The sequence below is a fragment of the Variovorax sp. N23 genome (assembly GCF_025486315.1).
Taxonomy (GTDB): domain Bacteria; phylum Pseudomonadota; class Gammaproteobacteria; order Burkholderiales; family Burkholderiaceae_C; genus Variovorax.
In genome coordinates this window covers 64654-78496 of sequence record NZ_JAOOPY010000010.1, presented here as the reverse complement: position 1 = coordinate 78496, position 13843 = coordinate 64654, and the positions used below count along the sequence as shown (strand labels likewise).

Here is a 13843-nt window from a genome sequence, read left to right as displayed (position 1 = left end):
GGACGGGTCCGACGGCAGGCCCACGAAGGCGGGGAAGAGGGCCTGGCCGCCCGCGCCGGCAATGACGCCCAGCCTCTCAGGTCGCGCGGCAGATCTTCAGCATGTTGGTGCCGCCGGGGGCGCCCATCGGCTCGCCGCAGGTGATGGCGTAGACGTCGCCGCTCTGGACGATGCCGCGCTTCTTCAGGTGCGCCTCGGCCTGGTCGAGGGCCGTGTCGCGGTCGGTGTGCGAATCCATCAGCAGCGGGCGCACGTTGCGGTACAGCGCCATCTTGCGCTGCGTCGACAGGCGCGAGGTGAGCGCGTAGACCGGGATGTGCGCCGAATGGCGGCTCATCCACAGCGGCGTCGAGCCCGATTCGGTCAGCGCGACGATGGCCTTGGCGCCCAGGTGGTGGGCCGTGAAGAGCGCGCCCATGGCGATGGCCTGGTCGATGCGGGCGTAGGTGTGGCCGCTGAAGTCGGTGTCGCGGGCGGTGTCCTCGGCCTGTTCGGCGGCTTCGCAGATGCGGCTCATCTCCTGCACGGTCTCCAGCGGGTAGCGGCCGGATGCGGTCTCGGCGCTGAGCATGACGGCGTCGGTGCCGTCGAGCACGGCATTGGCCACGTCGCTCACCTCGGCGCGCGTGGGCACCGGGTTGGTGATCATCGACTCCATCATCTGCGTGGCGGTGATGACCACGCGGTCCATCTCGCGCGCCATGCGGATCATTTTCTTCTGCAGCGCCGGCACGGCCGCGTTGCCGACTTCGACCGCGAGGTCGCCGCGCGCGACCATGATGCCGTCGCTGGCACGCAAGATCGCTTCCAGGTTCGGGATCGCTTCGACCCGCTCGATCTTGGCGATCATTCCTGGCCGATGGCCGAACTCGGCCGCGGCCACGTTGCAGAGCTGGCGCGCCATCTCCATGTCGGTCGCGTTCTTCGGGAAGCTCACCGCCACGTAGTCGGCCTGGAAGCTCATGGCGGTCTTGATGTCCTCCATGTCCTTGGCCGTCAGCGCCGGTGCCGTGAGGCCGCCGCCCTGCTTGTTGATGCCCTTGTTGTTCGACAGTTCGCCGCCGAGCAGCACGGTGGTGTGCACCGCCTCGCCCTTGACCAGGTTCACGATCAGCACGATGAGGCCGTCGTTGAGCAGCAGGCGGTCGCCGGCCTTCACGTCGCGCGGCAGGTCCTTGTAGTCGAGGCCGACGGCATCGACGTCGCCGAGTTCGGTGCGTGACGCGTCCAGCACGAACTTGGCGCCCGGCTCCAGCCAGATCTTGCCCTGCGCGAACTTGCCGACGCGGATCTTCGGGCCCTGCAGGTCGGCCATGATGGCCACCTCGCGGCCGGCGCGGCGCGCTGCCTCGCGCACCATGGCGGCGCGGTCGATGTGGTCCTGCGCGGTGCCGTGGCTGAAGTTCAACCGCACCACGCTCACCTTGTGCACGATCATCTGCTCGATCAATTCGAGCGTGTTCGACGCAGGGCCGAGCGTCGCGACGATCTTGGTGGCATGGCGGGGAAGGCGGGTCGTGTCCACAGTGTCTCCTGGGGCTGTCGGGGAATCCGTTCCGGGGCGGATCGGGGTTTTGGCACAATTCTCACATGTGGAGACGGCATTGCGCGATACGACACGGTTGCCCCAGACAACCCAGCGCTGCTTGATCTTCGTCATGACCCCTTCCGATGAATGCGTTACGGTGCATACCCCGCGCCGTCGTTTCTCCTTTCTTTCGCCTCGTCTTATGCAGACCCCAACCGATCCTGTTCTCACGCCCCTGTCGCCGGAAATGCCGCTGCCGCACCGCAAGGTCATCCGCTCCTGGCTGATCCCGATCTCGCAGCGCACCACCGTCCGCGCCTTCGTGCTGCTGGCCATCGATTACCTGCTGTTCGGTGCGCTCTTGACGGGCACGGTGCTGCTCAAGCCGGTCTGGCTCAAGCTCCTGGCCGGACTGCTGGCGGGCTTCGTCATCGGCCGGCTCTTCATCATCGGGCACGACGGCTGCCACCAGAGCCTGACACCGCACCGGCGCCTGAACAAGTGGCTGGGCCGCATCGCCTTCCTACCCTCGCTCACCGCCTACAGCCTCTGGGACATGGGACACAACGTGGTGCACCACGGCTTCACCAACCTCAAGGGCGTCGACTTCGTCTGGGCGCCGCTCACGCAGGCCGAGTACCGCGCGCTGTCGCCGGTGCGCCGCGTGCTCGAACGCATCTACCGCAGCGGCTGGGGCCCGGGCCTGTACTACATGGTCGAGATCTGGTGGAAGAAGATGATGTTCCCGCGCAAGGCGACGATGGGCAACAGCTACCGTCCGATCTTCGCCAAGGACTGCGCACTCGTGACCGGCTTCGCCGCCCTCTGGATCGCCGCGCTGACGGCCGCCGCCATGGCTACCGGCCAGTCGGTGCTGCTGACGCTGCTGCTCGGCTTCGTGGCGCCGATGGCCTTCTGGTTCAACATGATGGGCTTCGTGATCTACGGCCACCACACGCACGTCAAGGTGCAGTGGCACGACGAGAAGGCCGCTTGGCAGCGTGCGCAGCCCTTCGTGTCGACCACGGTCCACCTCACCTTCCCGCTAAAGATCGGCGCGCTCATTCACCACATCATGGAGCACACAGCGCACCACGTGGACATGAGCATTCCGCTCTACAAGCTCAAGGAAGCACAGAAGATGCTCGAGCACCTGCTGCCCGAACGCATCATCGTCCAGCCCTTCTCGTGGAAGTGGTACTTCTCCACCGCCCGCGCCTGCAAGCTCTACGACTTCTCGCGCCAGTGCTGGACCGACTTCCAGGGCCGCGCGACCAGTGCCATGCGCGCACCCGCGCCGGCCATGGCCTGAGCCTCGGCCCGCGACGACAGCAAAAAGCCCGCACATGCGGGCTTTTTCATGGGCGCGAAGTGAACATTCAGCCCGCGGCGCGCTTGCTCAGGATCTCGAAGGCCGGCAGCGTCTTGCCCTCGAGGATCTCGAGGAAGGCGCCGCCGCCGGTCGAGATGTAGCCCACGTCCTTCTCGATGCCGTACTTGGCGATGGCCGCCAGCGTGTCGCCGCCGCCGGCGATGGAGAAGGCCTTGCTCTGGGCGATGGCGCGGGCGATGGCTTCGGTGCCGTGCGAGAAGGCCTCGAACTCGAACACGCCGACCGGGCCGTTCCACACGATGGTGCCAGCTTCGCGCAGTTGCGCGGCCAGCATCTCGGCGGTCTTGGGGCCGATGTCCAGGATGAGGTCGTCCTCCGCCACCGCATCGGCCGCCTTGACGGTGGCTGTCGCATCGGCCGCGAAGGTCTTGGCCGTGACCACGTCGACCGGGATCGGCACGTCGGCGCCGCGCGCGCGCATCGCCTCGATCACCGCCTTGGCCTGGTCGAGCAGGTCGGGCTCGGCCAGCGACTTGCCGATCGACAGGCCCGAGGCCAGCATGAAGGTGTTGGCGATGCCGCCGCCCACGATGAGCTGGTCGACCTTGCCGGCCAGCGCCTGGAGGATGGTGAGCTTGGTGCTGACCTTGGAACCGGCGACGATCGCCACCAGCGGCCGGGCGGGATGCGCCAGCGCCTTGGTGATGGCGTCAATCTCGGCCGCCAACAGCGGGCCGGCCGAGGCGATCTTCGCGAACTGGGCGATGCCGTAGGTGGTGGCCTCGGCGCGGTGCGCGGTGCCGAAGGCGTCGTTCACGTAGATGTCGCACAGCGCGGCCATCTTCCTGGCGAGCGTCTCGTCGTTCTTCTTCTCGCCCTTGTTGACGCGGCAGTTCTCCAGCAGCACGACCTGGCCCGGCGCCACGTCGACGCCGTCGACCCAGTTCGCCACCAGCGGCACCGGGCGGCCGAGCAACTCGGCCAGGCGCTCGGCCACCGGTGCCAGCGAGTCCTCGGGCTTGAAGGCGCCCTCGGTCGGACGGCCGAGGTGCGACGTGACCATCACCGCCGCGCCGGCGTCGAGCGCGGCCTGGATGCAGGGCACCGAGGCGCGCACACGCGTGTCTTCGGTGATGCGGCCCGCGTCGTCCTGCGGCACGTTGAGGTCGGCACGGATGAAGACGCGCTGGCCGGCAACCTTGCCTTGCGCACAGAGATCGGTGAAGCGGATGACGTTCATGGAAGGTGGGATGAAGAGGAGAGGAAGACGAAAGCGTTAACCATTGTAGGTTTCGCTCACCGCCGCTACCAGCCGAGGCCCAGGTGCAGCGGCAGGTACACGGCCATGCCCACGAGCATGGTGCCCAGGACGCCGCGCCGCCAGAAATAGTAGGCCGCGCCCGCCAGGGCGCCGAAGATGCGCGCGTCCTGCCAGGTGGGCACGAGGTGGCCCTGCGTCATCACGATCTCCGGCACGATAACCGCCGCCAGCGCCGCGACCGGGGCGTAGTGCAGCGCGCGGTGCGCCCACTCGGGCAGGCCCCAGGGCCGGTCGAGGATGAAGAAGAAGCAGCGCGCCAGTACGGTCACGCCGGCCAGCCCGACGATCACGGCCAGGCTCCAGAGGTCGGTCGTTCCGGTCATCGGTCGGCCTCCGCCGGATCACGCACGAACTGCTTCTCCAGCCAGAAGCACAGCAGCACGGCCACGCCGATGCCGGTCACGATGTTCAGCTTGAGCGGCAGCGCATAGGCGGCCACCGCCGTCGCGCCGGCGATCAGCGCCGAGAGGATGCGCAGGCGTGTGGTCGCCATCGAGCACAGAATGCCCACCAGGCTCAGCACGCCGGCGAAGCCCAGGCCCCAGGCCTGCGGGATGAGGTTGGCCAGCGCGATGCCGACGGTGCTCATGCCCATCCACGAACACCAGGTGATGAAGTAGCCGCCGGTCAGGAAGGCCTCCTGCGCGCGCTCTTCGTCGCGCGTGGTCGGCGGCGACGCGTAGCGCGTGGTGAAGGTCGCGTAGCTCAGGTCGGCCGTCAGGTAGCCGTGCACCATTCGGCGCCAACGCGGCATGTGCATGAGGTAGGGCCGCAGGTGCAGACTGAACACCACGAAGCGCAGGTTGACGCAGAAGCCCGTGGCCAGGATGACCCAGGCCGGCGCGCCGGCCACCAGCAGCGGGATGGCCGCCAACTGCGAACTGCCGGCATAGACCAGGAAGGTCATGGCCAGCGCCTCGATCACGCTCATGCCCGACTTGACCATGGCCACGCCGGTCATCAGGCCCCAGGCGCCGATGCCCACCGCCATGGGCGCCATCTGCGCGACGCCTTCGCGGAAGGTCGGGCGGCGACGGATGTCTGAGCTCAGGAACATCAGCCGAACACCTGGCCGGCCTTCACATCGAAGCCGTGCAGGAAGTCGGCCACGGGCAGGCGCTTGCCGCCGGGGCGTTGCAGTTCGGTGAAGCTGACGATGGAATCGTGCGCGGCGACTTCGATGCCGGCCGGCGACACGGCCAGCACGGTGCCCGGCACTTCGGCCACGGTGGCGCTGCGAGCGTGGGCCGCCCAGAACTTGATCGGGGCGCCGTCGAGCATGCTGCTGGCGCCGGGGAAGGGATCGAAGGCGCGGACGCGGCGGGCGATGGTTTCGGCGTCCTGCGTCCAGTCGACCGCCGCCTCGTGCTTCTCGATCTTGTGCGCGTAGGTCACGCCGTCGGCCGGCTGCGGCACCGGCTGCAGCGTGCCGGCCGCGGCCCGGTGCAGCGCATCGACGATCAGGCGGCCGCCCATGGACGCCAGCCGGTCGTGCAGCTGCGCCGTGCTGTCGTCGCCGATGGCGAGCGACTCGCGCAGCAGCATGGCGCCGGTGTCCAGGCCGGCGTCCATCTGCATGATGGTCACGCCGGTCTCGGCGTCGCCGGCCTCGATGGCGCGGTGGATCGGCGCGGCGCCACGCCAGCGCGGCAGCAGGCTCGCATGGATGTTGAGGCAGCCCAGGCGCGGCATGTCGAGCACCCACTGCGGCAGGATGAGGCCGTAGGCCGCGACGACCAGCACGTCGAGCGCGGCCGCCTGCAGCGTGTCGTGCGCCGCCTGCGCCTCGTCCGGGTACTTGCCGTCCAGGCGCAGGCTGCGCGGCTGCGCGACGGGCCAGCCGTGCTGCAGCGCGAACTGCTTGACCGGCGAGGCCTGCAGCTTCATGCCGCGGCCGGCCGGGCGGTCGGGCTGGCTCAGCACCAGGGCGATGTCGAAGCCGCCGGCCTGCAGTGCCTCGAGGGCGACGCGGGCGAACTCGGGCGTGCCCGCGAATCCGATCTTCAGGGTCAAAGCGGCCTCACGAGCGGAAGTCGTCGCGCATCATCAGGTCGTCGGCCGTGTGATAGCGCGCCACCAACCCGGTCGGGTCGATGTAGATGTGCAGAAGGCGGTGCTCGTTCCGGTCCTTGAAGCGCCAGGTCCAGATCACCCCGTCGAAGGATGACACGCGGGTGATCTCGAAAGGCCGGCCGTAGGTGCGCAGCACGTCGGCTTCGCGCCACACGCCGGGGCGGATGGTGCGGTCGAAGAGCGACGGGTCGAGTTCCTGGCGGATCGAGACGACCCGTCCGCCGGCGTCGAGGTCGACGTTGTTCACCTCGGTGCCCATCGGCGCGCGCGAATACTGCAGGCGTTCGCCCCCGGCGAGCGGATACACGGCGGTCGGCGTGCCCAGGCGCTGGAGGGCGTCGGCACGCGTCGTTCCCAGCGGGAGGCGGGTCGGCTCGCTGGCGCAACCCGCCAGCAGCAGCCCCGCCAATGCGAGCGACAGCGTGCGCAGGCCGGTCACCGCCCCGCGTCCCGTTGTTCCTCGCGCTGCTGCTTGAGCAGCTTGCTCTTGATGCGGTTGCGCTTGAGCGGCGACAGGTATTCGACAAAGACCTTGCCCAGCAGGTGGTCGAGTTCGTGCTGGATGCAGACCGCCAGCAGGCCGTCGGCCTCGAGGGTCTGGAGCTCGCCGTCGGCATCGAGCGCCGTCACGCGGACAGCGGTGGAACGCTCCACGCCGTCGTAGATGCCGGGGACCGACAGGCAGCCCTCTTCGTTGAGCACCTTCTCGTCGCTGGCCCAGACGATGTCGGGGTTGATCAGGACGATCGGCTCGTCGCGCTCTTCCGAAACGTCGATGACGACGAGGCGCTCGTGCACGTCGATCTGCGTCGCCGCCAGGCCGATGCCCTTGGCGTCGTACATGGTTTCGAGCATGTCGGCGACCAGCGCCTTGATGCGCGCGTCCACGCCTTGCACGGGCTTGGCTACCGTGTGCAGGCGCGGGTCGGGGAAGCTCAGGATGGTTCTTTTGGCCATGAAACGGGAAGGAGATTGTGGCTATTTTCGCCAATTCCAAGCCGTGCCGGCGCCGCCAGACGCGATAAGCGTTGCCCATTCAAGGGCTTCAGCGCAAAATTCGTTGCAAATTGTGAGGATTCGTACGCCCGGCGCGGCGACTGCGTGACCATCGAACCAACCATGAACACACTCCGCATCCATCGCCGCCGGCCGGCCGTCCTCACAACGCTGGCGACCCTCGCGGCGATCGGTTTCGGCAGCACGGCGCTGGCGCAGAACTACCCCGTCACCCCGCAGCAGCGCGCCACCGCGCAGCAGACGGCCCAGACGGGCGTTCCCCTCGCCGAACTCGCACCGAACGCGCCGGACGAATACACCATCAAGTCCGGCGACACGCTGTGGGCCATCTCGCGCCTCTACCTGCGCAGCCCGTGGCGCTGGCCCGAGCTGTGGGGCATGAACATGGGCGAGATCAGCAACCCGCACCGCATCTACCCGGGCCAGGTGCTCTACCTCGACAAGACCGGCGGCCGGGCGCGCCTGAGCACCCGGCGCGGCGGCATGGGCGGCGGCGACCAGACGATCCGGCTGTCGCCGCGCACCCGCTACGAATCCCTCTCCGGCATGGCGCTGCCGACGCTGAACCCGGCCCTGATCGAACCCTTCCTGAGCGAGCCCATCGTGGTGGACGAGGGAACGCTGCTGACCGCGCCCCGCATCGTGGCGGGCAACGACGGCCGCGTGCTGCTGGCCCGCGGCGACCGCGCCTATGCCCGTGGCGAGGTGAATTCGCCCCTGGTCGAGACGGCCGGCCCCATCAAGACCTTCCGCATCTTCCGCAACGCCACCCCGCTGCAGGACCCGGGCACCGGCGAGATCCTGGGCTACGAGGCCCAGTACCTCGGCAAGGCGCAGCTGCAGCGCGGCGAATCGACCGAGCGCTCGATGGAGGGCGGCAAGGAGCTGACCACCGTCGTGCCCGCGACCATCGACATCGTGGCCGCTCGCGAGGAAATGCGCGCCGGCGACCGCCTGCTGCCCGAGCCGGCCCGCCAGTTGCTCAGCTACGCGCCCCATGCGCCGACGACCGCGTTCGATGGGCGCATCGTCTCGGTCTACGGCAACGCGGTGCAGTTCGCGGCGCAGAACCAGGTGGTGGCCATCAACAAGGGGCTGCGCGACGGCATCGAGAACGGCCACGTGCTGGCCATTCTGAAGAACGGCGAGACCATCGTCGACAAGACCGGTGGCGCCAAGGAAACGCTCAAGCTGCCGAACGAACGCATCGGCCTGCTGATGGTGTTCCGCCCCTTCGACCGGGTCTCGTATGCGCTGGTGCTCGAGATCAGCGACACGCCGAAGGTCGGCGACCTGCTCGTCAACCCCTGAGAACCGTTCTGAGCTGACGCGTCCACGTGGACCGCGACGAACTTGCCGACTGGCTTCGGCTCACGCTGACGCCGGGCATCGGCGACGCCGCGGCGCGCCGACTGCTGGCGGCCTTCGGCCTGCCGGAGAACATCTTCCGGCAACCGGCTGCGGCCCTGCGCGAGATCGTGACGCCGGCCCAGGCCGCCGCCTTGCGGCAGGCGCCCGAGGGCCTGGCCGCACAGATCGACCTGACGCTGCGCTGGCTCCAGGAGGTCGAGCCCGACGGCGCGGTGCGGCGTCTGGTGACGCTGGGCGACGCCGCCTATCCCACGTCGCTGCTCGAGACCGCCGATCCGCCGGTGCTGCTCTACCTGCTCGGCGCGGCGGACTTCGACCTCACCCAGCTGGGCCGGAGCCTGGCCATCGTCGGCAGCCGCAACCCGACGCCGCAGGGCGAGGCCAATGCGAAGGCCTTCGCACGCGCCTTCGTCGAGGCCGGTCTTCCGATCGTGTCGGGCCTCGCGCTGGGCATCGACGGCGCGGCGCACCAGGGCGCGCTCGACGGTGCCGCCGCCGCGCCCGGCCGGCTGGCCACCGTGGCGGTGGTGGGGACCGGCCTGGACCGCGTGTACCCCGCGCGCCATCGCGCGCTGGCGCACCGCATCACGGCGCAGGGGCTGATCGTCAGCGAGTTCGCGCTCGGCACACCGCCGCTGAACCAGAACTTTCCGCGGCGCAACCGCATCATTTCGGGTCTGACCCGCGGCACGCTGGTGGTCGAGGCCGCGCTGGCTTCCGGCTCGCTCATCACGGCCCGCATGGCGGCCGAGCAGGGGCGCGAAGTGTTCGCCATCCCCGGCTCGATCCACTCGCCGCAGTCGCGCGGCTGCCACGCGCTGATCCGCCAGGGCGCCAAGCTGGTCGAGTCGGTGCACGACGTGCTGGAGGAGCTGCCGACGGACGAAGCCGCCGTGACATCGACCGCGAGCACGCCGCACCACCCCCTCACCGTGCCGCCCGAGGCGGTCGCCTTGCTGGCCTCGCTGGGCTTCGATCCGGTCGGCCTCGACGAACTCGTGGCGCGCACCGGCGAGAGCACCGCGCGGCTGCAGGCGCTGCTGCTCGAACTCGAACTGGCCGATCATGTGGCCCGCCTGCCCGGCGGCCTCTTCCAGCGCCAGGCACGCGGCTGAAGCACGGTCGACGCCGCAGAATGCGCAGCATCCGCGCAACAGCACGGGCGCAGCGCCATCGCTGGGCTATATTGAACCCATGTTTGAAGTGCTCGTGTTCGTCTACGAAAACTACTGGCGCGGCGATGCGTGTCCCGAACCCGAGCAACTGAGCCGCAAGCTCAGCGCGCATGGCTTCGAGGCCGACGAGATCCGTGCCGCCTTGCAATGGCTCGACGAACTCAGCGCGGTGACGCAGGGCCTGCCGCTGGAGCGCGGTGTCGATGCGTCGGAGGTGACGATCGGGCTTCGCGCCCCCGCCGACAGCGTGCGCCCCCCCTCGCCCGGCGCGATGCGCATCTATTCCGCCGCCGAGCAGGACCACCTTGGCGCCGAGTGCCTGGGCTTCATCCATTTCCTCGAGGCAGCGGGCGTGCTGTCGGGTGCGCTGCGCGAGATCGTGATCGAACGCGCCATGGCCACGTCCGAGCAGCCGATGGCGCTGGACGAACTCAAGATCATCCTGCTGATGGTGCACTGGAGCAGCGGCATCGAGCCCGATGCACTGGTGCTCGACGAACTCTGCGACGGGCGCGAAGGCCGCATCGCGCACTGAGTGAGCGCTGCCGGCCTGGCCGGCGCCCCTCAATCCAGCAGACGCTCGGGGTTGGCGTCGAGCTTGGCCAGCGCCTCGCGCGTGGCGCGCACCGTGAGCGTCTCTTCCTCGGCCGGCACCAAGAGGCCCGCCTGCAGGTAGGACGCCAGGCGACCGGCCTGGATCAGGAAGCTGCGGCCATCGGCCGAGGCGAACAGATGCAGCTGCTTGCGCGCGCTGCGCCAGACGAACTGCACCTGGCTGGCCCGGTTGTTGTGGTCGAGCATGAACCAGTTGCCGACCTGCAGTTCGTGGGCCCACGCCAGCATGTCTTCCTCGACCTTGACGCCCGTGTCCGGCACCACCTCGATCGATGCGGCATCCACCCCCAGCAGCAGTTCGATGCTGGCGGCGTCGAGCGGCAGGTCGCCGGTGCCCTCGTCGCTGACGAAGTCCTCGAGGTTGGCCAGACGCACCGCCATGGCCTCGATCTTGGCCTGCGGGATCGCCTCGGTCTTGGACATGAAGGCATCGGACAGGGTGGCGCCGATGGTCTTGATGTGCGCCTCCTGCGGGTCGCCGACGATGCCCAGCAGCGCCATGCCGGCACGCAGGCGCTGCAGCAGCTTGGGCAGGTCCTGGATGACGCGGGTGCGGTCGTTGCGGTTGGGCTTGGCGCTGGCGGCCCACACCAGCTCGGACGCCGCGCGCTTGAGCGTGACGGTCTGGTCGTCCTGTGCGCCGTACTTGAGCGCGGCGATGGCCAGCACCTCGGCCCACACCTTGAACAGGAACTCGCGGATCTCGTCGCGCACCGGCATGTCGTTGAGCATCTTGCGCAACTCGATGGTGTACTGGATCGCCATCGTCTCCTTCTGCTCGACCTGCTGCGCCACGCTCATCACGCGCTGCGTGGTGTCGCTCTGCGTCAGGTACTTGTTGAGGAAGGCGACGAATTCGTCGAACACCAGCTTGAAGACACGTTGGCCGGTTTCGGGGTACTGCTCGATGACCTGCACCACCCGGCGGATCTCGCCTTCGAGCGCGCTGCCCGAGATGGCGGCGGCGTCGAAGCCCATCACGACCGAGCCCATGCGGTCGATCAGCATGCGCGCCGGGTGCTGCAGCGTGCCGAAGAACTCGGGCTCGGCGATCGCCACCCGCAAGACCGGCATCTGCAGGCGCGCGAACCAGACGCGCGCCGAGAAAGGAATGCGCTCCTCGGCCAGGATGGCCTGGAACATCAGCGCGACGATCTCGACCGTGGCCTTGTCGGCCGTGGTCGGCGCGCGGCGCTTGAGCTCGCTGCTGCGGCGGCGCAGGTCGGCCGCGCTGTGCTGCAGGGCGGTCGCATCGTTGCCCACCACGTACTGGGACGACGCGGCCTGGTAGGCGGCGCCGGCGTCGGCGATGGCGGCGGCGAAGGCCTGTGGCACCAGCATGCCACCGCCGCCGCCGGCCGCGCCGCCCGAGCCGGCAGACCCGCGCTGCTGCGAGAAGTCGCCGCCGATGCGGGCGGTGACGAAGCGCTTGAGGTTCATCAGCACGCCCTGGGCGCGCTGGCGGGCCATGAGCAGCGGCGTGCCGCCGGTGGCGCCCAGCGTGTTGCCGCCAGCCGCGCTCCCGCCCGACGCGCGTCCCTGCAGAGTGCCCGTCATGCCGCCACCGCCCATGCCCGGCGTGAAATGCTGCGTACCGGTGGCCCCCTGCGCACCGTGGAAGCCGCCGCCACTGCCGCCCCCCAGCGGCATGGCCCCGGAACCGGACCCGCCGGTGCGCTTCACGAAGTTCTTGAGATCGATCTCGGGCATGACGCCCCTGTCGATCAGGTAGGTGTTGGCCGCCTTGTAGGCCTCGGCCGTGGCCTCGGCGATCTTGCGCTCGATCACATCCTGCAAGCGGACCCAGAGCACGCGCGTCAGCCCGACCGCCAGCCATTGCTCGACCAGTACCTTGGCGAACGCCTCGGGCCGCAGCACGTCCTTGCTGTCGAGTTCGACGCCGTCTTCCAGATGCTGGACGCGCAGGCGCAGGTCGTTGATCTCGAAATTCGCCTTGCCCTGAATGGCCTGCGCCAGCCGGGAGGAAAGGATGGTGGTTTCGACGACATCGTCGCCCATCAGCTCCAGCCGGAGCGAATTGGCGTTGCCGGTGGCGATCGCCACGCCCAGCGTCTTGCGCCAGGCCACCTGCGAGGCCGTCACCCAGCGCGCGCCCTGGCCCTGGAAGGCCAGGAAATCGTCGCGCCAGTTCTGCATGTCCCTGGCGCTGCCCATCTGGTTGGCCGCCGCCGTGAGCCGCTCGCGGATCGCCTGCTCGGTCGGTTCGATCGCCGCGACGGTGGCGGAGACGAAGCGCTCACGCGTTTCGCGCGCGATTTGCAGGGAGATGGCGTGAGGCCGCGCAGTACTCATGAAAAGTCAGGATTGCAAGTAAACGTCATCGGACCCTGCGAGCTTGCCCGGGTCTGAGGCGCTGCACAAGTGCGCACCATGCTCGGCTACCCGAACGGCGTATGGGGAAGGGTCGATTTGACCACGTCGCGGTCGATCAGACGGTGGCGCCGGCGTTCGGATCGTCCGGGTCGCCGTCGCGCTTGGGCGGCGCCTTGATCAGGTCCTCGCGCTTGACGCCCAGCCACATGGCGATCGCCGCCGCCACGAAGGCCGACGAATAGATGCCGAAGCAGATGCCGATGGTCAGCGCCAGCGCGAAATAGTGCAGCGTCGGGCCGCCGAAGAAGAACATCGACAGCACCACGAGCTGCGTGGAGCCGTGGGTGATGATGGTCCGGCTGATGGTCGAGGTGATCGCGTTGTCGATCGTCTCGACCGTGCTCATCTTGCGGTAGCGCCGGAAGTTCTCGCGGATGCGGTCGAAGATCACGACCGACTCGTTCACCGAGTAGCCCAGCACCGCCAGCACCGCCGCCAGCACCGCCAGCGAGAACTCCCACTGGAAGAAGGCGAAGAAGCCCAGGATGATGACCACGTCGTGCAGGTTGGCCAGCACGGTGGCGAGGGCGAACTTCCATTCGAAGCGGAAGGCCAGGTAGATCATGATGCCGACCACCACCATGGCGAGCGCCTTGATGCCGTTGGTGGTGAGTTCCTCGCCGACCTGCGGGCCGACGAACTCGTTGCCGCGCAGCACGGCGGTCGGGTCGACCGCCTTGAGCGCTTCCATCACCTGCGCGCCCTGCTGCGCCGAGGACTGGCCCTTCTGCACCGGCAGGCGGATCTGCACGTCGCGCGAGGTGCCGTAGTTCTGGACCTGTACGTCGGCATAGCCGAGCTTGCCGACCGTCTCGCGGACCTTGCCGACATCGACCGACTGCTGGTAGGCGACCTCCATCACCGTGCCGCCGGTGAACTCCACCGACAGGTGCAGCCCGCGGTGGGCCAGGAAGAACACCGCCAGCGCGAAGGTCACGAAGGAGATGATGTTCAGCACCTTGGCGTGGCGCATGAACGGGATGGTCTTGTGGATGCGGAAGAATTCCATGGCCTGC

Annotated in this window: 13 protein-coding genes; 4 read left to right on the top strand and 9 right to left on the bottom strand. The window is 68.7% G+C overall.

The window, feature by feature from the left end:
- Positions 1–76: 76 nt before the first annotated feature.
- Positions 77–1525, bottom strand: a complete 1449-nt coding sequence (pyk, locus tag N8A90_RS16095; protein ID WP_262075968.1) for a pyruvate kinase — start codon at positions 1523–1525, stop codon at positions 77–79.
- 205 nt (positions 1526–1730) lie between these two features.
- On the opposite strand from pyk, the gene N8A90_RS16090 reads away from it, so the two are divergent.
- Complete coding sequence (locus N8A90_RS16090) at positions 1731–2840, top strand: fatty acid desaturase (protein WP_262075967.1); 1110 nt, start codon at positions 1731–1733, stop codon at positions 2838–2840.
- Between the two features lie 67 nt (positions 2841–2907).
- Here the strand turns inward: N8A90_RS16090 and N8A90_RS16085 are convergent, their stop codons facing one another.
- From N8A90_RS16085 to def, 6 genes are all read right to left on the bottom strand, one after another.
- Entirely contained in the window at positions 2908–4101 is a 1194-nt protein-coding gene (locus tag N8A90_RS16085; RefSeq protein WP_262075965.1) for a phosphoglycerate kinase, read from the bottom strand.
- A gap of 65 nt (positions 4102–4166) precedes the next feature.
- Entirely contained in the window at positions 4167–4505 is a 339-nt protein-coding gene (locus N8A90_RS16080; RefSeq protein WP_262075964.1) for an AzlD domain-containing protein, read from the bottom strand.
- Entirely contained in the window at positions 4502–5239 is a 738-nt protein-coding gene (locus N8A90_RS16075; protein ID WP_262075963.1) for an AzlC family ABC transporter permease, read from the bottom strand. Before N8A90_RS16075 ends, N8A90_RS16080 begins: the two co-directional genes overlap by 4 nt.
- Positions 5239–6189 (bottom strand): methionyl-tRNA formyltransferase, encoded by a 951-nt coding sequence (gene fmt, locus N8A90_RS16070; protein ID WP_262076084.1) that lies wholly within the window; start codon positions 6187–6189, stop codon positions 5239–5241. The genes N8A90_RS16075 and fmt overlap by 1 nt, the downstream gene beginning before the upstream one ends.
- Before the next feature lie 13 nt (positions 6190–6202).
- Complete coding sequence (locus N8A90_RS16065; protein ID WP_262075962.1) at positions 6203–6694, bottom strand: hypothetical protein; 492 nt, start codon at positions 6692–6694, stop codon at positions 6203–6205.
- A complete protein-coding gene (gene def / locus N8A90_RS16060; protein WP_262075961.1) occupies positions 6691–7212 on the bottom strand; it encodes a peptide deformylase in 522 nt (173 codons plus the stop codon). Before def ends, N8A90_RS16065 begins: the two co-directional genes overlap by 4 nt.
- A gap of 162 nt (positions 7213–7374) precedes the next feature.
- On the opposite strand from def, the gene N8A90_RS16055 reads away from it, so the two are divergent.
- The 3 genes from N8A90_RS16055 to N8A90_RS16045 all read left to right on the top strand — a co-directional run bounded on the left by N8A90_RS16055 (position 7375) and on the right by N8A90_RS16045 (position 10353).
- Complete coding sequence (locus tag N8A90_RS16055; protein WP_262075960.1) at positions 7375–8583, top strand: LysM peptidoglycan-binding domain-containing protein; 1209 nt, start codon at positions 7375–7377, stop codon at positions 8581–8583.
- Between the two features lie 26 nt (positions 8584–8609).
- A complete protein-coding gene (gene dprA, locus N8A90_RS16050; protein WP_262075959.1) occupies positions 8610–9758 on the top strand; it encodes a DNA-processing protein DprA in 1149 nt (382 codons plus the stop codon).
- A 79-nt stretch (positions 9759–9837) separates the two neighbouring features.
- A complete protein-coding gene (locus N8A90_RS16045) occupies positions 9838–10353 on the top strand; it encodes a DUF494 family protein (RefSeq protein ID WP_262075958.1) in 516 nt (171 codons plus the stop codon).
- Positions 10354–10382: 29 nt separating this feature from the next.
- Here N8A90_RS16045 and N8A90_RS16040 read toward each other — a convergent pair whose 3' ends face one another.
- Positions 10383–12746 carry a DUF1631 domain-containing protein gene (locus N8A90_RS16040; RefSeq protein WP_262075957.1) on the bottom strand — a complete coding sequence of 788 codons (2364 nt, stop codon included), beginning with the start codon at positions 12744–12746 and terminating at the stop codon, positions 10383–10385.
- A 136-nt stretch (positions 12747–12882) separates the two neighbouring features.
- Entirely contained in the window at positions 12883–13836 is a 954-nt protein-coding gene (gene secF / locus N8A90_RS16035) for a protein translocase subunit SecF (protein ID WP_262075955.1), read from the bottom strand.
- Positions 13837–13843: the final 7 nt, after the last annotated feature.